Annotated in this window: 29 protein-coding genes; 25 read left to right on the forward strand and 4 right to left on the reverse strand. The window is 61.8% G+C overall.

What is annotated here, in order from left to right:
* Positions 1 to 2: 2 nt before the first annotated feature.
* The 19 genes from K369_RS27180 to K369_RS14395 all read left to right on the forward strand — a co-directional run bounded on the left by K369_RS27180 (position 3) and on the right by K369_RS14395 (position 9,127).
* Positions 3 to 443, forward strand: a complete 441-nt coding sequence (locus K369_RS27180; protein WP_036292096.1) for a hypothetical protein — start codon at positions 3 to 5, stop codon at positions 441 to 443.
* Complete coding sequence (locus K369_RS14315; RefSeq protein ID WP_036292098.1) at positions 440 to 2,458, forward strand: helix-turn-helix domain-containing protein; 2,019 nt, start codon at positions 440 to 442, stop codon at positions 2,456 to 2,458. The genes K369_RS27180 and K369_RS14315 overlap by 4 nt, the downstream gene beginning before the upstream one ends.
* Entirely contained in the window at positions 2,455 to 2,715 is a 261-nt protein-coding gene (locus tag K369_RS14320; RefSeq protein ID WP_036292100.1) for a hypothetical protein, read from the forward strand. The genes K369_RS14315 and K369_RS14320 overlap by 4 nt, the downstream gene beginning before the upstream one ends.
* A gap of 90 nt (positions 2,716 to 2,805) precedes the next feature.
* Positions 2,806 to 3,114, forward strand: a complete 309-nt coding sequence (locus K369_RS14325) for a hypothetical protein (RefSeq protein ID WP_036292101.1) — start codon at positions 2,806 to 2,808, stop codon at positions 3,112 to 3,114.
* 63 nt (positions 3,115 to 3,177) lie between these two features.
* Entirely contained in the window at positions 3,178 to 3,525 is a 348-nt protein-coding gene (locus K369_RS24785) for a hypothetical protein (protein WP_051949306.1), read from the forward strand.
* Positions 3,526 to 3,711, forward strand: coding sequence for a hypothetical protein (locus tag K369_RS14335; protein ID WP_036292103.1), 186 nt, complete (start codon positions 3,526 to 3,528; stop codon positions 3,709 to 3,711). It begins immediately after the preceding gene.
* Entirely contained in the window at positions 3,711 to 3,965 is a 255-nt protein-coding gene (locus tag K369_RS14340; protein WP_036292105.1) for a hypothetical protein, read from the forward strand. The genes K369_RS14335 and K369_RS14340 overlap by 1 nt, the downstream gene beginning before the upstream one ends.
* Positions 3,966 to 3,968: 3 nt before the next feature.
* The gene (locus K369_RS14345; protein WP_036292107.1) at positions 3,969 to 4,274 is read left to right on the forward strand and encodes a hypothetical protein; all 306 of its coding nucleotides are present in this window, start codon (positions 3,969 to 3,971) and stop codon (positions 4,272 to 4,274) included.
* Position 4,275: 1 nt separating this feature from the next.
* Positions 4,276 to 4,767 carry a DUF1937 family protein gene (locus K369_RS14350; protein ID WP_084570680.1) on the forward strand — a complete coding sequence of 164 codons (492 nt, stop codon included), beginning with the start codon at positions 4,276 to 4,278 and terminating at the stop codon, positions 4,765 to 4,767.
* A 29-nt stretch (positions 4,768 to 4,796) separates the two neighbouring features.
* Positions 4,797 to 5,453 (forward strand): nucleoside 2-deoxyribosyltransferase, encoded by a 657-nt coding sequence (locus K369_RS24790; protein ID WP_256381005.1) that lies wholly within the window; start codon positions 4,797 to 4,799, stop codon positions 5,451 to 5,453.
* Positions 5,450 to 5,767 carry a hypothetical protein gene (locus K369_RS14360; RefSeq protein ID WP_036292111.1) on the forward strand — a complete coding sequence of 106 codons (318 nt, stop codon included), beginning with the start codon at positions 5,450 to 5,452 and terminating at the stop codon, positions 5,765 to 5,767. Before K369_RS24790 ends, K369_RS14360 begins: the two co-directional genes overlap by 4 nt.
* Entirely contained in the window at positions 5,704 to 6,645 is a 942-nt protein-coding gene (locus tag K369_RS14365) for a hypothetical protein (RefSeq protein WP_156967923.1), read from the forward strand. Before K369_RS14360 ends, K369_RS14365 begins: the two co-directional genes overlap by 64 nt.
* Positions 6,646 to 6,655: 10 nt before the next feature.
* A complete protein-coding gene (locus tag K369_RS26550) occupies positions 6,656 to 6,802 on the forward strand; it encodes a hypothetical protein (RefSeq protein ID WP_156967924.1) in 147 nt (48 codons plus the stop codon).
* Between the two features lies 1 nt (position 6,803).
* The gene (locus K369_RS14370; protein ID WP_036292115.1) at positions 6,804 to 7,001 is read left to right on the forward strand and encodes a hypothetical protein; all 198 of its coding nucleotides are present in this window, start codon (positions 6,804 to 6,806) and stop codon (positions 6,999 to 7,001) included.
* Positions 7,002 to 7,039: 38 nt separating this feature from the next.
* Positions 7,040 to 7,549, forward strand: coding sequence for a hypothetical protein (locus tag K369_RS14375; RefSeq protein WP_036292117.1), 510 nt, complete (start codon positions 7,040 to 7,042; stop codon positions 7,547 to 7,549).
* Entirely contained in the window at positions 7,546 to 7,845 is a 300-nt protein-coding gene (locus tag K369_RS14380) for a hypothetical protein (RefSeq protein ID WP_036292119.1), read from the forward strand. Before K369_RS14375 ends, K369_RS14380 begins: the two co-directional genes overlap by 4 nt.
* Positions 7,842 to 8,291 (forward strand): hypothetical protein, encoded by a 450-nt coding sequence (locus K369_RS14385; protein ID WP_156967925.1) that lies wholly within the window; start codon positions 7,842 to 7,844, stop codon positions 8,289 to 8,291. Before K369_RS14380 ends, K369_RS14385 begins: the two co-directional genes overlap by 4 nt.
* The gene (locus K369_RS14390) at positions 8,288 to 8,539 is read left to right on the forward strand and encodes a hypothetical protein (protein ID WP_036292123.1); all 252 of its coding nucleotides are present in this window, start codon (positions 8,288 to 8,290) and stop codon (positions 8,537 to 8,539) included. The genes K369_RS14385 and K369_RS14390 overlap by 4 nt, the downstream gene beginning before the upstream one ends.
* Positions 8,540 to 8,551: 12 nt before the next feature.
* Positions 8,552 to 9,127, forward strand: coding sequence for a hypothetical protein (locus K369_RS14395; RefSeq protein WP_051949308.1), 576 nt, complete (start codon positions 8,552 to 8,554; stop codon positions 9,125 to 9,127).
* A 41-nt stretch (positions 9,128 to 9,168) separates the two neighbouring features.
* Here K369_RS14395 and K369_RS14400 read toward each other — a convergent pair whose 3' ends face one another.
* Positions 9,169 to 10,101: an IS630 family transposase gene (locus K369_RS14400; protein WP_036295290.1), complete on the reverse strand. Its 933-nt coding sequence runs from the start codon at positions 10,099 to 10,101 to the stop codon at positions 9,169 to 9,171.
* 194 nt (positions 10,102 to 10,295) lie between these two features.
* On the opposite strand from K369_RS14400, the gene K369_RS14405 reads away from it, so the two are divergent.
* The gene (locus K369_RS14405) at positions 10,296 to 11,276 is read left to right on the forward strand and encodes a hypothetical protein (protein ID WP_156967926.1); all 981 of its coding nucleotides are present in this window, start codon (positions 10,296 to 10,298) and stop codon (positions 11,274 to 11,276) included.
* Entirely contained in the window at positions 11,273 to 12,859 is a 1,587-nt protein-coding gene (locus K369_RS27990; RefSeq protein WP_036292127.1) for a site-specific DNA-methyltransferase, read from the forward strand. Before K369_RS14405 ends, K369_RS27990 begins: the two co-directional genes overlap by 4 nt.
* 5 nt (positions 12,860 to 12,864) lie before the next feature.
* On the opposite strand, the gene K369_RS14415 is transcribed toward K369_RS27990, so the two are convergent.
* Complete coding sequence (locus K369_RS14415) at positions 12,865 to 13,179, reverse strand: HNH endonuclease (RefSeq protein ID WP_198033126.1); 315 nt, start codon at positions 13,177 to 13,179, stop codon at positions 12,865 to 12,867.
* A gap of 23 nt (positions 13,180 to 13,202) precedes the next feature.
* Positions 13,203 to 13,529, reverse strand: coding sequence for a hypothetical protein (locus K369_RS14420; protein ID WP_036292130.1), 327 nt, complete (start codon positions 13,527 to 13,529; stop codon positions 13,203 to 13,205).
* 170 nt (positions 13,530 to 13,699) lie between these two features.
* On the opposite strand from K369_RS14420, the gene K369_RS14425 reads away from it, so the two are divergent.
* Positions 13,700 to 15,196 (forward strand): hypothetical protein, encoded by a 1,497-nt coding sequence (locus K369_RS14425; RefSeq protein ID WP_036292132.1) that lies wholly within the window; start codon positions 13,700 to 13,702, stop codon positions 15,194 to 15,196.
* Positions 15,197 to 15,251: 55 nt separating this feature from the next.
* On the opposite strand, the gene K369_RS27185 is transcribed toward K369_RS14425, so the two are convergent.
* Complete coding sequence (locus K369_RS27185) at positions 15,252 to 15,452, reverse strand: hypothetical protein (protein ID WP_198033127.1); 201 nt, start codon at positions 15,450 to 15,452, stop codon at positions 15,252 to 15,254.
* A gap of 17 nt (positions 15,453 to 15,469) precedes the next feature.
* Here K369_RS27185 and K369_RS14435 point away from each other — a divergent pair, with 17 nt between their 5' ends.
* Genes K369_RS14435 through K369_RS14445 form a run of 3 tightly spaced genes read left to right on the forward strand, consistent with a single transcriptional unit; the run spans position 15,470 to position 18,039 of the window.
* Positions 15,470 to 17,140: a DEAD/DEAH box helicase gene (locus K369_RS14435; protein ID WP_198033128.1), complete on the forward strand. Its 1,671-nt coding sequence runs from the start codon at positions 15,470 to 15,472 to the stop codon at positions 17,138 to 17,140.
* An 18-nt stretch (positions 17,141 to 17,158) separates the two neighbouring features.
* Positions 17,159 to 17,602, forward strand: a complete 444-nt coding sequence (locus tag K369_RS24795) for a hypothetical protein (protein ID WP_210165053.1) — start codon at positions 17,159 to 17,161, stop codon at positions 17,600 to 17,602.
* A gap of 2 nt (positions 17,603 to 17,604) precedes the next feature.
* Positions 17,605 to 18,039: a hypothetical protein gene (locus K369_RS14445; protein WP_036292139.1), complete on the forward strand. Its 435-nt coding sequence runs from the start codon at positions 17,605 to 17,607 to the stop codon at positions 18,037 to 18,039.
* The last annotated feature ends 4 nt before the right edge of the window (positions 18,040 to 18,043 follow it).

Genomic DNA, 18,043 nt, shown 5'->3' on the forward strand with positions numbered 1-18,043 from the left:
TCATGCAGGACGCTTACTGGCCCGTGTTCATCGCCTTTCTCGGCATCGTCGTCCTGCTCTATCTCCTCGGCCATCCGAGACTGATGCTCGCCGCCATCCTCGCCATGATCGTCGCCTGCAACTACGCGGAATTCGCGCACGCCGACGAGATCCAATGCTTCCCGGTTCCCGTCGCCATCGAACGCCAGAAGGTGCTGGGGCGGAAGGCGCTGCACATCGAGGGGAATGCCGCGCTGGATCTGCGGACGACCTTTCGAAGGACCGGGCAGATCGGCGGCGACGGGGATTCCTATCTCGCCGTCATCGACAGGCGCGGCGTCGTCTTCGTGCCTGTGATCGACGGCCACGCCTGCACGGGCCTTCCACTGCCGGTCGTCCAGCCTGGGCAGGAAGCCGACTTCCTGAAGGCGTTTCGGCTTCATCGAACAATGGATCGGGCATGAGAACTGAAAAACAGCGCAGTCTCGTTCTCAAGCTGCATGTCGAAGGCGTCTCGAAGCACGCCATCGCGAAGCGCACCGGCGTCCCTCGCAGCACCGTCCAGGAATGGATCAAGAAGGCGACGCTCGATGACGACTACGGCGCGCTGCTGGATTCCATGATCGGCGAGGACGACGAACCGATCCCGACGCCAAAACCCGTCGCGCCGGCGGAACCCGAGCCCGATTTTCCACCGCCGCCCGAAGCCGACGACGACGATTTGCCGCTGCCGCCGACCGTGGATCCGGTCGCTCCTGCCGATCCGCCGTCGGCGCCGCGAGTCGTCGGCTACGACAATTGCACGATTTCCGCCATCGCCGATCAGGACAACGAGCCTCCGTCCGCAGCCGACGAGGAGGAGATCGACTTCCCGTCGAATTCCGAACTCGACTGGTGCGAGCAGACCCGCGAGGGCTGGATTCACTACGGCGGCATGGATGTCGTCGGCGAAGGAAGGAACAAGGCGGCGCAATACGATCCCGGCGTCGTGTTTCCGGCGGGATGGAGCGGCCCGTTTCTCCACGACGCGCCCGCAATCGCCGCGCGCCGCCCCGACGGCGTGAAGCGGTGGCTGCTGACGGCGGCGCAGAACGAGACGCCCGCGCACGGACCGGCGCTGGTGAATCTCCTGGCGCTCTCGCAATTCCTCGGCGCCGAATTCCGCGTCGGCAAGTTCACCTACAATCGCGACTGGTATTCCGCGATTTTCGGCGGACGCGGCATGGACGAGCGCGTGAAGAAGAAGAACGTCCGCGTCCGCCCCTATTCGTCGAACCTCGAACAGTGGCTGACCAAGGATCGCCTCGAACTCTCGGAAACGATCGTCCACTGCGCCGAGGTGAACATCATTCCCACGGCGGAACGTCCTCTTTCGGGCTTGCTGACATACGGGCGCGGGAAGTCCACCGTGTTCTCGCATCCCAAGCAGGAACTCGAAAGCATTCCGCGCTCGCCCGAAAAGGTTCCCGTCGTCGCGATGACGACCGGCGTGGTCACATGCCACAACTACGTTCCGCTCAAGGCCGGCTACAAGGCGTCATTCCACCACGTCATCGGCGCGCTGCTGATCGAGGTCGACGCGGACGGATACGTCTATTCGCAGCATGTCCACTGCGATCCCGCCGACGGCCGCCTACAGGTCTACGATGTCGTCGTCGATCGGGGCGTCGTCACGACCGGAAATCGGATCGCGGGCATGTCGCTCGGCGACACCCATGTGGAGCACGTCGACACCGACGCGGTGGAGGCCGTGCAGGTCGCCATCGACCGTCTCCAGCCGGCGCACGTCTTCTCGCACGACACGACCGACTTCTATGCGCGCAACCACCACACCCGCAACGATCCCTGGCATGCGTTCGAGGTCGAAAGGGACGGTCGGCGCGTCGAGCATTGCTTTCGGCAGGCGGCGGATTTCCTGTCGTCGTTGCGGAGGAACTTCCTTGCCGTCCACGCCATCGAGTCCAATCACGATCTCGCATTCTCCAGATGGCTTCGCGAGACGGATTGGCGGACGGACCCGCAGAACGCCGAGCTTCATCTCGAGGCGAACCTGCGGATGCTGCGAGCAATCAAGGCGAAGGAACGCTTCAGCATCTGGGAATGGGCCATCCGCCGCGCCGGCGTCGATCTGGACGGCGTCGAATTCATTCTCGCCGACGAGGGGTTCGCTCTCGCAGGCGTCGAATGCGGCTGGCACGGCGACAACGGCCCGAACGGATCTCGGGGATCCTCGGTGTCCTTCATGAAGTTGGCCGAGAAGGTAGCGCATGGACATACGCACACGGCGTTCAAGCGGCAGGGCGTCGCCAGCGGCGGCACGATTCAACAGATGATGCCGAAATACGCTCGCGGCCCGTCGTCGTGGTCTCAGTCGTTCGTCGCGGTCTATCCGAACGGCCAGACGGGGATCTGCTTCATCCACGACGGTCGCGCCTTCGCGAGCGGGCGGAAGCGGACACAACGGAGGGCAGCGGCATGACGGAGGAACGCAAGGTCGTCGCGCTGCGGGGCGGACGGCAGGATACCGCAGGCGAGGTCGTCATATTCCTTCAGGATCTCCTGAAGCGGGCGCGCAACGGCGAGATCATCGGCCTCGTCGCAGGCGTCGTCTCGGGGGACGACGAGACGGTATCCTTCGAATGCGGATACGCCGCCGACGGATGCTCTCTCGCCGATCTTGTCGTCGCCGCGAAGATGGCCGGAGACGACGTCTTCTCGGACATCGCGGACGCCTAAAAAATCGCTTTGCATTTTCACGGCGAGGATTCACCCGTTGATTCGTCGCGAATTGAAAAGCGCACGTCGACGCAGACAAGGAATCCGAAAATGTCCGAAGCATACAAATCGACCGACGACCGCCGCGCAACCGACGCCTCTCCGCAGGCATCGACGACAGGGAGCGTCGCCGGCGGCGCGTTCCGCAGCGTCTATCGTCCGCTGACGGACGGCGAGAAGGATCTCGTCGATCGCGTGAAGCTGAAGGGCGAGGAATTCTTCGCGCTCATCGCGGAAGCCGGCGGCACGGATCCGGCCTCGGAGAGAACGGGAAGCGCGTCGCTGACGCTGGCCTTCCGCCACGTCGAGGACGCCGTCTACCGCACCGTGAAGCACATCACCGGCCCGAAGGCCGCGTAATCGTATCGGAGTCATCGACGGCGCGACACGCGTCGTCGTCCTTTTTGAAGAGGGTGACAAAACATGCCGAACAACACGGAAATCGTCGCCAGGCGCATCTGGGTCAGCCGTCATTTCGCCGGCACCTTGGCCGACGCGAAGGTCATCACCGACGACCTCGTGAAGCGCGGGCTCATCGCGGGAGACGACAACGAGAGGGTCGCCCTCGAGAACGCCCTGGATCGCATCGGCTGGGACGAGATCCACGCCTTCAACGGCGAGCTCGCCAAGGGCCAGGACATCCACGAGGACGGCGGTGGCTTCTTCAGGCGGGCGATCAAGGCGCTGTTCGGTGTGAAGCCGAAGGATCCCGTCGTCACGCATCGCGACGCTGCCAGGGCGCTGATCGAGAGCCTCGAGGGGAATTCCTGAATGCAGATCGCGAGCGAATTCGAACTCGGCGACAAGGTCATCATCGACGGAGACAAATCCATCGTGGCCGTGGTCAGCGGTTTCACCTGGCGCGGACACCTCTTGATCGAGGTCGAGTGGTTCCATGCCGGAATTATTCACTCCGCATGGTTTCACGAGCCGCGCTTGGCCAAGAGGAATACCTGATGCAGATCGGGCGCATCGAAGGCGCGACGCGCGTCGTCGGGAAATCGCAGGGCTATCTCGGCCTTCCGATCCGCGACGGCTCGATCAACTGCACCGTCAACGGACCGGCCACGCCGACGATGACGACCGCGTGGCTGCCGACGCAGGACGAACTCGCGGCGCTGAATGCCGGCGCCTCGGTGCATGTCGAAATTCTCGGGAACGTCCATCCGCCGATTCTGGTCGGCGTCGGACCGGTTTCGCAGGAGGGGTGATCCATGTTGCACGCCGTGATCCAGTTCTATCTCACCGTCGGCTTTACGCTCACCACACTCATATTCGCGATGGCGGCTTTCGTGCCGGTGGACGTCATGTATTTGGCGTCATCGCCTGACGCGGTCGATGATGTTCGTGAGGCGTTCGACGGTTTCAAACGGAATCCGCTGCAACTGCTGTTGTTCATTCCGTTGCTGATCATTCTCGGTCCGCTGCTGTTTGTCGTGCGAACGGATCCCCGTCGAGACACCCTGGCGATTCTTGTAGTTTTCTCCCTGAGCGCCCTGGCGTTCTACGCGAGCAGATGACATGCCCCTGTCGTTGATAGGCACCCGAGAAAATCCACTGACGATGGATCAGATCGTCAAAGTCCTGCCGAAGGACGGAGGCTATCATTATCTTGCGTCGCCGTATTCGAAGCATCCGAACGGGCTTCACGCCGCCGACTGGGAAATGAAGCGCGTCGCCGGCTTCTTTCTGCGGAACGGCGTCCCGGTGTTCTCGCCTGTCGTCCACAGCCATGGCGTCGCATTCGGAGCCGGCATCGATCCGTTCTCGCACGACATCTGGATCCCGCTGGATCGTCCGCTGATGGACGCCGCGGCGTCGCTGGTCGTCGTGATGCTGAAGACGTGGGAAACGTCGAAGGGCGTCGGCATCGAGATCGAGGAATTCGAGCGAGCCGGCAAGCCGGTGCTGTTCGTCGATCCGCACTATAGCGGCTGGCTGGACGTCGAAATGGCGCGGATCGTCGAGACGTTTCCGGATCGGATCATCGACGAATTCGGGGAATCGAAATGAGCGCCAAGACTTCAATACTTCGCGTCTACATGGCCGGGCCGTTGTTCACCGCCGCCGAGCGGATCTTCAATTCCGATCTGCGGGACGCCCTGGCGCGTCTCCTGCCGGAGGTCGAATTCGTGCTGCCGCAGGAGGCCTCGGACGCCCTGCTTCCCGATCTCGAGGCCGTCGCCGCCGACTGTTTCGAGCATGTCCGTGAGTGCGATCTGGTGCTGGCGAACCTGGACGGGCCCGACGCCGACTCGGGAACCTGCGTCGAAGTCGGCTTCGCGATCGGGCTCGGGAAGCACGTCATCGGCTTCCGCACCGATTTCCGCGCCGGCGAAGTGGACGGCGTTAACGCCATGCTTCGCTACGGCTGCAACGAAATCGTTTCGGCGCCGTCCTTCTCCGGCGGCATCATGGAGCTGGCGCGGGCTATCGCCGAACGGATCGGGCGTTTGAAGGCGCCCATGTCTCCGGAGCCGACCGAAATCGTCAGATATCGTCTCGCCGGCGACGGGGACGACCGCACCTATGTCATCCCGGTCGGTCGCGGCAGAGAGTTCGCGGCGATCTGCGAAGCGATCTCGAAATTCTGGGACGGCGGCATGACAGGCGATCCACCGGAGATTCCCGAGTGGGCCGTTGAAGTCGAGAATCCCTTTGGACGGCTGACGTTCTCGGATTGGAGGGTCGAGGATTGAATTTCATCGCCACCATGCTCGGTCTCGCCGCCGTCGCCTTCGTGCAGAACATGGCGTTCACGGCGGTATCGCGTTCGCGCAACAGCGGCGACGTCCTTCATCACGCGAAGTGGTCGGTGGCGTCGAACGGCGTCTGGTTCGTCATGCAGATCCTGCTGTGGGGAACCATCTGGAAGGCCGTCGAGGCCGGGTCGTGGTGGCAGATCGCCGTCGCGGGAGCCGTCTATGTCGCGGCCACGACGGCGGGGTCGTGTTTGATGATGGCGCACATGCTGCGGACGGAGGACGGCAAGAGGAAGGTGGGGGCGAGATGAGAGAGGAATTCGAAGAGATCAAGAAGCTCTATTCGGATGCGGCGGAGCGTAGCCGGAAGGCGTTTCGCAATCCCGGTCGCATGATCAAAGCTCAGGGCTATCCTGCGAATAGTCGGAAGAGCGAAGAGGAACATGTGGCGAGCGCGCAGTCGCATCTGAAGAAGGAATCCAATATGTCCACCGAAGGCAAGCACATTCCGTGGATCGACGCGAATACCTGGATTCCGATGGAGGTCGGCGCCTATCCGTCGGTGATCCCCGACAACGAAGGCGACGAGGTCTCCTACATCGTCGTCGAACGCGATCAAGTCGGCAGGCCGTTCAAGTCGGAATCGAAACATCCGCATCTCATCGCACCGATCTGTTTTCCGCCGTCGTTCCATGGATGCGACGACGCGAAGACATGGGCGCGGGAAAACGGCGGCTCCCAGTTCGAGGCGGGATCCACGCTGCGCTACGAACGCGCGACAGCCGACCAGATCGCCTTCCTGATGAAGGCGACGCCGGGCACGCTGGTCGTCGGCGAAGCTCCATGGACGGGCATCGACACTCTGCTGGAATTGCTCGAGCCGGCGGTGGATGGATCCGCATTCCTCCTGGAGTCTGGAAGCCCATCCGTTCCCGGTGGAAAGGTCGGCAAGTCGAGCGGCTATGCAATCCTCGCCAACGGGTCGGCGTTTTTCACGTACGATCGCTACGCGGAATATGTGAAATCTTCCGTCTTAAATCTCGGTTTCCTGAAGCAGGCCATTCAGACTCGGTCCGGAGATGTCGTCGTCAAGCGCCGGATCGGCTGGATCGAGGAATGGGCGTCGAGAGAGACAGTGAACGAGATCACCGGCCTCCTGAATCCCGACGACGTGTTCGTGGTGGAGTGAGGTTCGAACGATGACCGAAGACATCGCCGTCATCATCGCACTCGGGCTCGCCGCGTTGGGCTGGCTGGTCGGCAACGGCCTGAAGGAACTCGGCGAGAGCATCGACAGTGGCCTGACCAATCTCGCCAACGCGCTGGACCGGGACAGGAAGGACTGAAATGCACATCTGGAAGGACTACCTGACGGCGGAGCAGAACGCGGAGATCAACTCGGAGATCGACCGCATCATTTCCGCCATCATCGAAAAGAGCGGAACGTCGATCACCCCGCAGGAGGTCGGCGGATATTCCACTCCTCCAGGCTCGCGCCCGCCTCTTCCGAAAACGGGAACAGGCGTGAATCGCAGGGAATCCTGAAGACTGATCGGCGTCGTCTTGAATACGGGAGCGGGGAAATGAAGGCGCATCTCTCGACCAAAACCTACGTCTCATGTCCGAACTGCGGCAAAGGCGAGCATCTTGTGTCGCACCTGTTCGACGAGAGACTTCCCCGTGCATTCGGCCCTTGGTATTGCAAGCACTGCGGGCAATCGTTCTCGGGCACGGTCAAGTCGGAGACCGACATCGACCTGAAGCTCAATTACGAGCAATCCGTCAAGCACGCCGTCCTGCTGATGCTGCCTCCACGCGACAAGCCGCTTTATTTCGTGATCGCCGGCAACGAGATCCGCAGGCCAGACAAGTCGCCGATGACGGAGGACGACTGGCGCTTTCGCTACGAATCCCACCAGTGCCCGACGAACTTCATCCCGGTGGAGTGCATCATCGACGACGGAGACACCGACCCGCACGGCGTCTTCGAGTTCGTCCGCGCCGTCGAATGGGTCGACGAACCGAACAACGGCGCAAGCGTGGACGAGAACGACAGCCACTACGCGAAGCTGTTTCCGGAGATCGAGGCATGACGATCCACTGGAAAGAGCGTGATCCGACGCCGGGGCGCACCTATCCATTCCACGGCTATGCGCCGGGCAATTATCTGTGCGCCTGCGATGTCTGCGGATCCCGCTACATCGGCGACAAGCGGTCCCTGTGCTGCGAGGACTGCGCCGAGACCCGCGAAGAGGCGATCAAGCGCCAGCAGCAATGCGACCGGGCAGCGATGATGGATGGCGGATTCGTGGACGAGGTGGACGAGCCGGCAGCCTCCGACGTCGCTGCGGTCATCGACGATTTCTCGGCCAAATGGAGCAGGACATGACCATCAAAATCACCCGCGTTCTGACGCCGGAAGAGTTCGAGGAGATCAACGACGACGCCGTGAAGAACGGCTTCTGGCGCAACGATCCGCGCATTCTGACGCCGGGAATGGCATGGTATCAGCCCTGGTATTGGCATCCAGACGGATCGGGATGCCTTCCAAGGGGAAGCGAGTTCCTGTCCGATTACTATTGGAAGGATTGGGCGGACAAGCGGGCGCCGATCTGCGTCGTCTGTCCAAATGGCGAGCAATGGGAGATCGATCGCAAGAGCAGCAACGGCAACGGGTGGGTGGTCGTCGGAGAGCTTCCGGACATCACGGTGTCGCCGTCGATTTTGGTCAACGGCTATCATGGATTTCTTCGGGGCGTCCAGTTCACGGCGGATGTCGATGGCAGGCCGCCGAATGGAATTCCGCAGCCTTATACGAAGAGGGACGCGGCGTGACTGTCGAACTGAATCCGCGCTGGCTCGCCTACTGCGTTTCGCAGGGAAGATCCGACGCCGAGCAACGCGCGTTCGACAAGGAAAGGATGCCGTGCGGGCGGATGTTCGGCTTCATCTCCTGGTCGAACAGAATGATCCGTGATGCGGCAAAGAGCATTCCAGAAGCCTTCATCGGCGGCGGCCTGCATGACCATGATGCGTACGACGACTGGCTCTGGCGCAACGTGGCGCCGTATTGGGCGGCGTGAAGGAGCAACCGCGTGATCGTCATCGGTTTCAAAGGCAAGAAGAACAGCGGCAAGTCCACCGTCGCCGACTATCTGGTCGCGCGCCACGGGTTCGTTCGGCAGAAGATGTTCGCGCCGGGCAAGGAAATGCTGCGCGTCTACCTGCGGTATCGGGGCGTCGCCGAGGATCGCATCGAGCGCATGATCGAAGGCGACCTCAAGGAGGTTCCGGTGTGGGAACTCTTCGACAAGACGCCGCGCTGGGTCATGCAGAAGTGGGGAACCGAGGGAAGCCGCGATCTGATCGACAAGCGGTTCTGGTCGGCGGCCTGGTTCGACCACCTTGAGCTGACGACGAACGAGGGCGCCGGCCGCCGCATCCTCGTTGACGACTGCCGATATATCGAGGAAGTCGAGGCGATGAAGGCGACGGGATCGGCGTGGATCGTCAACGTCGTGCGCCCCGGTCTCGCTGCAAACGACGACCACGCGTCCGAGGAGCAGGCGTTCCCGCACGATCTGGAGATCGTCAACGACGGGACGGTGGACGACCTGCACGGGAAGGCCGACGCGCTGCTGCGGGATTTGTCGTGGGCCGTGGCGGCGTGATGCCGATCACGGCGCAAGCCCGGCACTAGAGCGGAATCCGATCAAGCTGCATCATAGCCGGACGCCGCGAAGTAATTCGCGCATTCGCTCGGCGTGACGCTTCGCAGGGCCAGGGCGACCGCCGCGTCGAGCGCATCGACAGTGCGCGCCGCGATGCGCTGGAGAACCGACTTGATCTTCGAGAAGGATTTTTCGATCGGATTGAAGTCCGGCGAATACGGCGGAAGATAAAGGACCTTCGCGCCTTTCGCTTCGATCGCCTCCCGCACGCCCACGACCTTATGGGTGCACACATTGTCCAGCACCACGATCTCTTCTGCGCAGAGCGTCGGCGCCAGAACCTGCTCGACATAGGCCAGGAACGAGCGTCCATCGAGCGCGCCGTCGATCATCATCGGCGCGTCGATGCGATCGACGCGCAGCGCCGCGATCAGCGTCGTCGTCTCCCGGTGTCCAAATGGGACCGACGCCCGGCAACGCTCCCCGCGCGGCGCCCGGCCGAAGCGCCGCGCCATGTTCGTCGAGACGCTCGTCTCGTCGAGGAAAACGAGCTTTTCCGGGTCGAGATCGAGCTCGCCCTCGAACCATTCCTCGCGGGCCTCGGCGACGTCCTCCCTGTCCTGCTCCGCGGCATGGCCTGTCTTCTTCTTCCGCGTGATCCCATGGCGCGCGAGGAACCGCCACACCGTCCCATAGCCTACGGCGAGGCCATGGCTCTCCCGGATCTTGTCGCGCAGCTCCATGACCGTCGTGTCGGGCTTGTCCTTTATCTGCGCGAGGATGAAATCGGCGTGCGCCTCTATGCGCTGCGAGCGGCGGTCGCCGCCCATCTTGCCCGGCGCCACCTCGCCGGTGATCTCGACGCGCTTGGCCCAGCGCACGGCGGTCGCCGGACCGATATCGAACCGTGCGGCCGCCTGTCGTCGCGACATCCCGCACCGGATCGCCTTCATCACCTTCTCGCGAAGATCCATCGACAGCGCCACGATCCCCTCCCAGCCGCTCGCGCCGCTCAATGCCGATCAGCGCTCCGCTCGAGATATGGGAATCCGTCCCGCTTTATTGAATCGCCATGCTCGGACGATGCTCTAATCAACCGCCTTATGATGTGCTACAAGCTCCGTGTTTCACGGGGTTTATGATGTCGGATTTAGAGACCGTCGAGAAAATGAGCCGGCAGACGTTTTCAATCGCTTACAGCGGAATTGACCGCTCGGACGACCACTCGATAGATGTCGAGGCGCTCGCTCCCGCTCTCTTGGCATTCGGAAAGCTGATTCGTGAAAGCAACTCCGAGATAAACGGGAAAAATGCGACGGCCAAGGTTCTTGTCGTATCCGACTTCGAGCATAAGTGCTTCAATATCAATTTCGAGGTTGTTCTTGGATATTTGGAGCAGATCAAGACTCTTCTTGGTGACGACCCGATAGCGACTGCCAAGAAAATCCTTGAAATGATCGGAATTCTAAAGCCCGAGACGGGGGCCGTCGCCGCCACCGCCGGCGTCTCCTACATCACCTACCTGACGCTTAAAAAAGGGCGGAAGGTCGCCAAGACCGAGGTTCTCGACCAGACGCGTTCAGGGCTGGTCAAGGTGCATATCGAGGGCGACAACAACAACCCGATCACCGTCCACAACGCCGTATACAATCTATCGGTCAATCCGAGGGCGCTGAAGGCGACGAGGGACGCCTTTACACCGATCGGACAGGATGGATTCGATCGCGTGGAGTTTCGGGATGGAGGTCAATTGATCGACGGGATCACGCCCGATCAGACGCAGGCCATTCTCGCCTCCTGTCTGTCGGGATTGAACGAGGCTGCCGACAACCCTCCCGACGTCCAAACAATACCGGCGTGGCTCAGCGTCTACGGTCCTGTTTTCGATGCGAAGGCCGAAAAGTGGCGCTTCCGGTTCGGGGCAGATACGATCTATGCCGACATCACGGAGACGGGGATCGCGCAGAGCGCCATTGAACGCGGCGGCTCCATGGTCAACGACGCCTATCATGTCATGTTGGAGATTGCGACGCCGAAGGACGCCATGGGAAGAACGGGAAAGCAGTCATACAAGATCGTCGACCTCATCAAATTCGTGCCTTCCGATCCGAAGGCTCAGGGCTCCCTGTTCGACGCAGATAAAAAATGACCAACAGGCTCTATTATGGCGACAACCTCGGCGTCCTGCGCGAGTCGATCAAGGACGAGTCCGTCGATCTCGTCTACCTCGACCCTCCGTTCAATTCGAACGCCGGCTATAACGTCCTTTTCTCGACGCCGTCGGGCGAAAGGTCGCAGGCGCAGATCGAGGCGTTCGATGATACATGGCATTGGAACGAATCCGCCGAATTAGCCTTCGAAGAAGTGATGCGGAGCAATCATTCGGAGGCGGCAACGATGATCCGGGCGATGCGTTCCGCGCTCGGCGAGAACGACATGATGGCCTACCTCGCCATGATGGCCGTGCGCCTGATCGAACTGCACCGCGTCCTGAAGCCGATGGGGTCGCTCTACCTCCACTGCGATCCGACGGCGAGCCACTACCTGAAATCGATCTTGGATGCGATCTTCGATCCGACAAACTTCGGGAACGAGATCATATGGAAAAGGCAGAATGCCAAGGGACTGGCGTTCACGAGGTTCGCGCGCAACCACGATGTGATCCTGCGATACACTCGCTCGGACAAGTGGACGTGGAACGCCCAATACACCGCGCATGATCCAGAATATGTTCGGCAATTCTACAAGTTCAAGGATGCCGACGGACGCGTCTACCGGCTGGCCGACCTGACCAACCCGAACAAGAACAGACCGAATCTGACCTACGAATTCCTCGGCGTAACCCGCGTTTGGCGTTGGACGAAAGACAGAATGCAGCAGGCCTACGACGACGGGATTGTCGTGCAAAACAAGCCGGGTCAGGTTCCATCGTTGAAGAGATACCTCGACGAGCAGGAGGGGAACCCGATCGACGACGTGTGGACCGACATCGTTCCCGTTCAGGCTCAGGCTTCGGAACGGCTCGGCTATCCGACTCAGAAACCCGTCGCACTGCTCGAGCGCATCATTTCAGCATCGTCCAATCCAGGCGACGTCATTCTCGATCCCTTCTGCGGGTGCGGGACGACGATACACGCCGCCCAGAAGCTCGGAAGGGAATGGATCGGCATCGACGTCACCCATCTCGCCGTCGCGCTGATCGAAAGACGGATGAAGGAGGCGTTCCCCGGCCTCAAATACGACGTGTTCGGCGTTCCGACCGACGCCGACGGCGCCAGGGATCTCGCCGAGCGCGACAAGCACGAATTCCAGAAATGGATCGTCGCCACCATCGGCGGCCAGCCCTACAAGGGCGGCAAGAAAGGCATGGATCGCGGCATCGACGGCTATCTGCATTTCCGCGACGCCGATCGCCAGCCCCAGTTCGCGATCATCAGCGTGAAGGGCGGCGGCATCAAATCCGGCGACATCCGCGATCTCAAGGGCACTATGGAACGCGAGAAAGCGGCGCTCGGGATCTTTCTCACGCTCAAGCCGCCGACACGGGAAATGCAGAAGGAGGCGGCCGCCGCCGGCTTCTACGAGACCGGCGGACGGAAATTCCCCCGCATCCAGATCCTCACCGCCGCCGACATAATCGACGACCGGCGCCCCCAGGTTCCCTTCGGATTCACGGAGTCGTTGAAGAAGGCGAAGGCGGAAACCGAGGGGACGCAGGGAACACTGCTTTAGCATCCCTACTCCGCCCTCATCGCCCTACAGACGGCCCGCTCCAGCCCGTCCTTCTCCGCCGCCTCGGCCTCCTCCTGCCACCGCATGTTTCCCGGCGCGTCCTCGCCGCCGGCGCACAGCGGCTCGTCGTGGTCGATGACGTAGTCAGGACACGGGCCGGTGGTCAGCCCGGTGGACGGACACGGGTTGGCGCGGCGAAAGGCCTCCCGAGCGCGCCCGCTGCGGGACTGGCGGGCGTCGGCGGCGCCGAGGATCCCGACGATCCCGAGAAGGATGAAGATGGCGCGGGTCGGAATATTCCGCCGCAAGGATCGGCACACCGATTCCATGACTCCGCGCACGGCTACATGCGCGGTTCCATATCGATGTCCATTTCGAGATCCTCGTCGATCTTCTTTTCCGCGTCGAGCACCGCGAGCGTCACCTGATGCGCGTAGAGCGCCTTGTAGCGCTCCTTCATCATCGGCAACCCAGACTTCTTCACCCACGCCATCAACTTCCGCACGAGATCGTCAGAGACCGGATATTTCCCGGCCATGACGCCATTCAGATACTGCGCGGAATAGCCGATCGCCTCGCCCATCGCTGGCGCCCATCGCTGGCCGAAGAAGGCCTCGCCGATCCCCCTGATGGCCTCCTTCTTCTTTTCGTCCTTCTTTCCGTCGTCCACGACTCCATCCCCTTCGAACATATGGCTTTCCAGTTATGAAAGGTGGCACGGGAGCAGGCTAATTTCAATAGCAAATATTTTTTCGAGGATCGCTATTGCATTCGCTTATCGAATGCCTTACATTCTGTCTCAGAAAGCCGAGGCGACGCCCTGGCTGTTAGAGGCGACAAATGAGCATCGACGACACTCCCTCCACCCTCGCAATCGGACGCGCCGTCCTCGACGAGAATCTGATGCTCCGGTGTCAGATCGTCTCCGGCGGCGCCATCGGCCCCGGCACGATCCTGAAGGCCACCGGCTACGAGAAGACGCAACGAATCCCGTGGTCTGAGGATTCCCGATCCAATTCAGGACGTTCCGGGAGCGTGGGATACCGCCTCGAGGCGGACGCGCTCTATGCGCTCCAGCGAATCGCCATCGGTTCCTCGAAGGCCGCCGACTTCTGGCTGTCGACCTTCGGCGCGCCGCGACTGCTCGAACGGAAGGAATTCGACGAGCAGCGCGAGTTGTTGTGGGCCGACCAGTTCGCCGAGGTCCTCCGTCGTCGCATGGAGTTGGCGCGCAGCAACGACATCCGTGACCAGGAGCAGAGACGCGTCCTGGGAGCCCTCCCGAAGCTGCGGGGCACCGAAAAGCAGATCGCTTGGGCGTCCGATCTCCGCAGGGCTTGGGCACTCGAACTCGTTACCGGCTTCGCGGCGCAGGTCGAAGCCGAAGAGCGCGGAATCTACGCCGACAGGGTATTCCGGATGGCGCCGGACAGATATGCGGTTTCCGCCGTCACCGGCGCCGGCGGCGACACGCCGGAGGGGCGCGGCGCGATCATCGACGCGGTAAAGAAGGCCGATCAGGCGAAGTTCTGGATCGACAACCGCGGCGGATTCTCCACCGTCCTCGACGCCGTAATGAAGGCCGCCGAGCCGGTCCCCGAGGAGGAGATCGTCAGGATCGCCGCCACCGCTCGCCGCGAGCTCGAGGCCAAGGCCGAGGCGACGCTGTCTCCCGAGGATCCGGACACGACGATCCTCACCGAGATCACGCTCGACGGGAAGGAGCTTCGCGTCAAGTCGGAAGCCTACATCGAGGGGCTGGGCGATGTCCTGAAGCCGCTCGGTTTCGCGTGGGACAAGGACGCGCGCCGCTGGTCGCGGAAGCTCGGTGCCCTTTCCGACGACCCGATCGACAGGATCGCCGAGACGGCTGCGAAGCTCGTCGACGCCGGGATGCCGGCGCTGACTTGGGACGAGGAGGCTCGCAGGCGCGTCGTCGCCAATTCCTGGAAGCCCGAAATCCGCAAATGGATCCACGCCTACATCGGCAAGAAGGGCTCCACGAAGTTCGGCGTCGTCTATCCCTACGACGAGAACCACTACGAGCAGGCGCGGCGACTGCGCGGCGCGGAATACGTCTCCAGCGGATTCTTCAAGGTCCCCGTCTCCTCTTACGAAGAGATCGTCGACTTCGCCGAGCAATACGGGTTCGGATTCACCCCTGGCGCCCGCCAACTGATCGACGCCGCGCGCGCCGCCGACGGCCATCGCATCACGGTGGCGCCGGCCATTCCGGAAATCGCCGTTGCCGCATCCATGCCCGATGTGCCGCTGCCGCTGGCCGTTCCGACGGACGTGACTATCGACCCCGACCTGCTGGACGACGCGGCGGCGTGAGTCCGCTGCGGCCAACGACAATTTCGAGTTTCGCGTAACGAGTAAAGGAGTCCAATCAATGCAGTTTATCGAGCATCTCACCATCACGACGGGCCACACGCGCATGTCGCCGCGCTCCGAGGTGGACGACAAGATCATCCAATTCATCAGCGACTCCATCGCGTCGGGCGGCGCTCTGGGCGTCGATTGGGCGATCGAAATGATCCGTTCCGACGGCGCCGGATATGTCTTCGACATCCTCTGGCGTGGCAATCATGCCATCAGATCCTGGATGTGCCTCGACGCCGCTGCGTCCGACAGGATGTGGGCCGAGGCCAACAGCGAAGACCTGATCCTGTTCGCCGGAACGCCGAAGCAGCCGCGCACCGCGCCGTGGCTCGCCGTCGCGATGACGTGGGACGCGTTGAGAATGCCCTTCAAAATTCAAGCCCAGGCCGGCGATCTCGAGCGCTGCGTCGCGTGGACCCTCATCGAGTCGCGGGCGCACTGATGACCTGGACATCGACCACCGCGCTCATGGCGCACCAGATCGATGCCGTCGCGAAGCTGATTCCGACGCGCATCGGCGCCCTCTTCGCCGATCTCGGAACGGGGAAGAGCCGCATCCTGCTGGAGCTCGCCCGCCTTCGGCAACTGAAATTCAACTATCTCGTCTGGTTCTGCCCCGTCAGCGCGATGGAGAACACCCGCCGTGAGATCCTCAAGCACACCGACATTCCCGCCGACATGATCTACGTGTTCGGTCCGAAGACGAACGTGGAGACCATTCCACTCGACCGCTGCGTCTACATCGTCGGCATCGAGTCGATGCAGTCGTCGAACCGCATCTTTCGCGCCGTCGACAAGCTCATCACCGAGCAGAGCTACGTCGCCGTCGACGAGAGCACGTATATCAAGGGCGCCTTCTCCCGCAGGACGAAGCGCATCACGGGCCTTTCCGAGCGCGCCCGTTATCGCTGCGTGATGACCGGCACGCCGCTGACGCAGGGCGCCGTCGATCTCTACGCCCAGATGCGTTTCCTCTCTCCGAAGATCCTCGGCTACCAGTCGTTTGGCGCCTTCGGCGCAAATCACCTCGAATATCGGATGGTCCGCATGCCGGGCCGGCGCAATCTGGTCCGCACCGATCATGTCGTGCGGGCTCACAATGTCGAGTATCTCGCCGCCAGGATCGCTCCTTATACGTATCAGATCCGAGCCGAAGAATGCCTCGATCTGCCCGGCGCGATCCACGAGACCCGCTGGTTCGCCATGACCAAGGCGCAGCGCCGTCTCTATGAGCAAGTGAAGGAACAGATCCTCCGCGAGGAGGAAGAGAACATGATGAATCCGATGAATTCCATCTGGATCTTCAGGCTGTTCTCCGCCCTCCAGGCCGTCATCTGCGGATACCACGGGATTTCCAAGCAGGAAATGGTGCGCGTCGAGCACGATCGCGTCGAGAACATGCTCGCCGTCATCTCCGAAATCCCCGAGGACGAGCGCATCGTCGTCTGGAGCAAATACCTCCCGGCGGCCGCCGACATCAAAGCGGCGCTGGAAAACCGCTACGGCGCCGGATGCGTCGCCACCTTCACCGGTCCGACGGCGAACACCCGCGAATCCGAGCTCGCGGAATGGAAGGACGGGAAGCGTCGCTTCCTCGTCGCCACGCAGCAATCCGGAAGCCACGCGCAAACGTGGATCGAGGCGGCCTTCGTCATCTTTTACGCCGATGGATTCAAATTCAGCGAACGCGAGCAGGCCGAGAAGCGAACGATGCGCTTCGGACAGACTCGGAAGGTCCGCTACGTCACGCTGCGCTGTTCCGACAGCATCGACGAGAAGATCGGATCCGCGATCGGCGGCAAGCGCGACACGCTGAGGGAGTTCAAGCGCCAGGTCGATGTCTACCGGGCGCAAGGACTCAAGGCGAAGATCGTCGAAGCGATCAAATCCCTGTAAATAAAAGGAGTATGAATGATGTTTGTGTTTTCGAACATGGGCCAAAAGCTCGTCGATACGAGCTACTGGGCGAGTGAACACGCGCTGATGGGGTTTGTCTACATCAGCGTAAACGCCGGAGCGGCTCGATTGCTGCTGCCGCGCGTGCAGGAATCGCATCTTCCGGACATCGGATCCGCGAATGAGGTCGTCATTTCATTCGCGAGCCGGTTCGATCCGCGCAAGGATCCGAGCATCGAAATCATGTTCGACGACGGATCGGCGAATCCGTTCTGCCTCTTCATTTCTCGCGATCAATGCGACTGCTGGGCCAGCCTTTCAGCCGCGAAATCCATCCCCTTCTCGGTCGTGACGCAGGGGAATGGAGAAGTGTTCGCCTGCGAGGCGAAAGTCCGCAAGGTCCGCAGAATCCCGTGCCTATTGCCGTGGAATGCCTCGCACGCGAATTCGGTTCGGAGGTGATCATGACCACTATCAAATCCATTCAGGCACGCGCCGAATATTTCGGCTTTCCGACCAAGGCATGGTTCAAGGGCGACAAGATGCGCCTCTACTGCGATGCCGAACGCCGCGACATGAAGGTCTATCTCGAACTCGAAGGCGATTCGAAGGACGAAATCACCGGCGGCGCTTATAGGGTCTTCTGCTCGACGGAGCAGCACCCGAACTGGATCCGCTCGCAGGTGAAGGAATACCGCGAGCGCTTCATGCCGGTCTTCTACGCCTACATCATCGAACAATATCGCAACGTAGACCTCTCCGGATACGGCGAAGATCTCCGCGATCTGGTCGATACGTCCATGGCATTTCTTCACGACTTCGAGTCGCGCGAGCCCGCCAGCGAAGCGGACGAAGCGGAAGCCACCGACGAATCCATCGAGGGCAAGGCCGATGCGTGAATCT

Source organism: Methylosinus sp. PW1 (genome assembly GCF_000745215.1).
GTDB lineage: Bacteria > Pseudomonadota > Alphaproteobacteria > Rhizobiales > Beijerinckiaceae > Methylosinus.

Excerpts from the sequence above, each read along its gene's own strand:
- K369_RS14335 (WP_036292103.1), top strand. The coding sequence starts at position 3,526 with ATGCAGATCGCGAGCGAATTCGAACTCGGCGACAAGGTCATCATCGAC.
- K369_RS14325 (WP_036292101.1), top strand. The coding sequence starts at position 2,806 with ATGTCCGAAGCATACAAATCGACCGACGACCGCCGCGCAACCGACGCC.
- K369_RS14385 (WP_156967925.1), top strand. The coding sequence starts at position 7,842 with ATGACCATCAAAATCACCCGCGTTCTGACGCCGGAAGAGTTCGAGGAG.
- K369_RS14345 (WP_036292107.1), top strand. The coding sequence starts at position 3,969 with ATGTTGCACGCCGTGATCCAGTTCTATCTCACCGTCGGCTTTACGCTC.
- K369_RS14350 (WP_084570680.1), top strand. The coding sequence starts at position 4,276 with ATGCCCCTGTCGTTGATAGGCACCCGAGAAAATCCACTGACGATGGAT.
- K369_RS14340 (WP_036292105.1), top strand. The coding sequence starts at position 3,711 with ATGCAGATCGGGCGCATCGAAGGCGCGACGCGCGTCGTCGGGAAATCG.
- K369_RS26550 (WP_156967924.1), top strand. The coding sequence starts at position 6,656 with ATGACCGAAGACATCGCCGTCATCATCGCACTCGGGCTCGCCGCGTTG.
- K369_RS14370 (WP_036292115.1), top strand. The coding sequence starts at position 6,804 with ATGCACATCTGGAAGGACTACCTGACGGCGGAGCAGAACGCGGAGATC.
- K369_RS27180 (WP_036292096.1), top strand. The coding sequence starts at position 3 with ATGCAGGACGCTTACTGGCCCGTGTTCATCGCCTTTCTCGGCATCGTC.
- K369_RS14315 (WP_036292098.1), top strand. The coding sequence starts at position 440 with ATGAGAACTGAAAAACAGCGCAGTCTCGTTCTCAAGCTGCATGTCGAA.
- K369_RS14405 (WP_156967926.1), top strand. The coding sequence starts at position 10,296 with ATGAGCCGGCAGACGTTTTCAATCGCTTACAGCGGAATTGACCGCTCG.
- K369_RS14320 (WP_036292100.1), top strand. The coding sequence starts at position 2,455 with ATGACGGAGGAACGCAAGGTCGTCGCGCTGCGGGGCGGACGGCAGGAT.
- K369_RS14425 (WP_036292132.1), top strand. The coding sequence starts at position 13,700 with ATGAGCATCGACGACACTCCCTCCACCCTCGCAATCGGACGCGCCGTC.
- K369_RS14375 (WP_036292117.1), top strand. The coding sequence starts at position 7,040 with ATGAAGGCGCATCTCTCGACCAAAACCTACGTCTCATGTCCGAACTGC.
- K369_RS24790 (WP_256381005.1), top strand. The coding sequence starts at position 4,797 with ATGGCCGGGCCGTTGTTCACCGCCGCCGAGCGGATCTTCAATTCCGAT.
- K369_RS27990 (WP_036292127.1), top strand. The coding sequence starts at position 11,273 with ATGACCAACAGGCTCTATTATGGCGACAACCTCGGCGTCCTGCGCGAG.
- K369_RS24795 (WP_210165053.1), top strand. The coding sequence starts at position 17,159 with ATGTTTGTGTTTTCGAACATGGGCCAAAAGCTCGTCGATACGAGCTAC.
- K369_RS14400 (WP_036295290.1), bottom strand. The coding sequence starts at position 10,101 with ATGGATCTTCGCGAGAAGGTGATGAAGGCGATCCGGTGCGGGATGTCG.
- K369_RS14380 (WP_036292119.1), top strand. The coding sequence starts at position 7,546 with ATGACGATCCACTGGAAAGAGCGTGATCCGACGCCGGGGCGCACCTAT.
- K369_RS24785 (WP_051949306.1), top strand. The coding sequence starts at position 3,178 with ATGCCGAACAACACGGAAATCGTCGCCAGGCGCATCTGGGTCAGCCGT.
- K369_RS27185 (WP_198033127.1), bottom strand. The coding sequence starts at position 15,452 with ATGATTGCCACGCCAGAGGATGTCGAAGACATATCCGGCGCCGTCGGA.
- K369_RS14445 (WP_036292139.1), top strand. The coding sequence starts at position 17,605 with ATGACCACTATCAAATCCATTCAGGCACGCGCCGAATATTTCGGCTTT.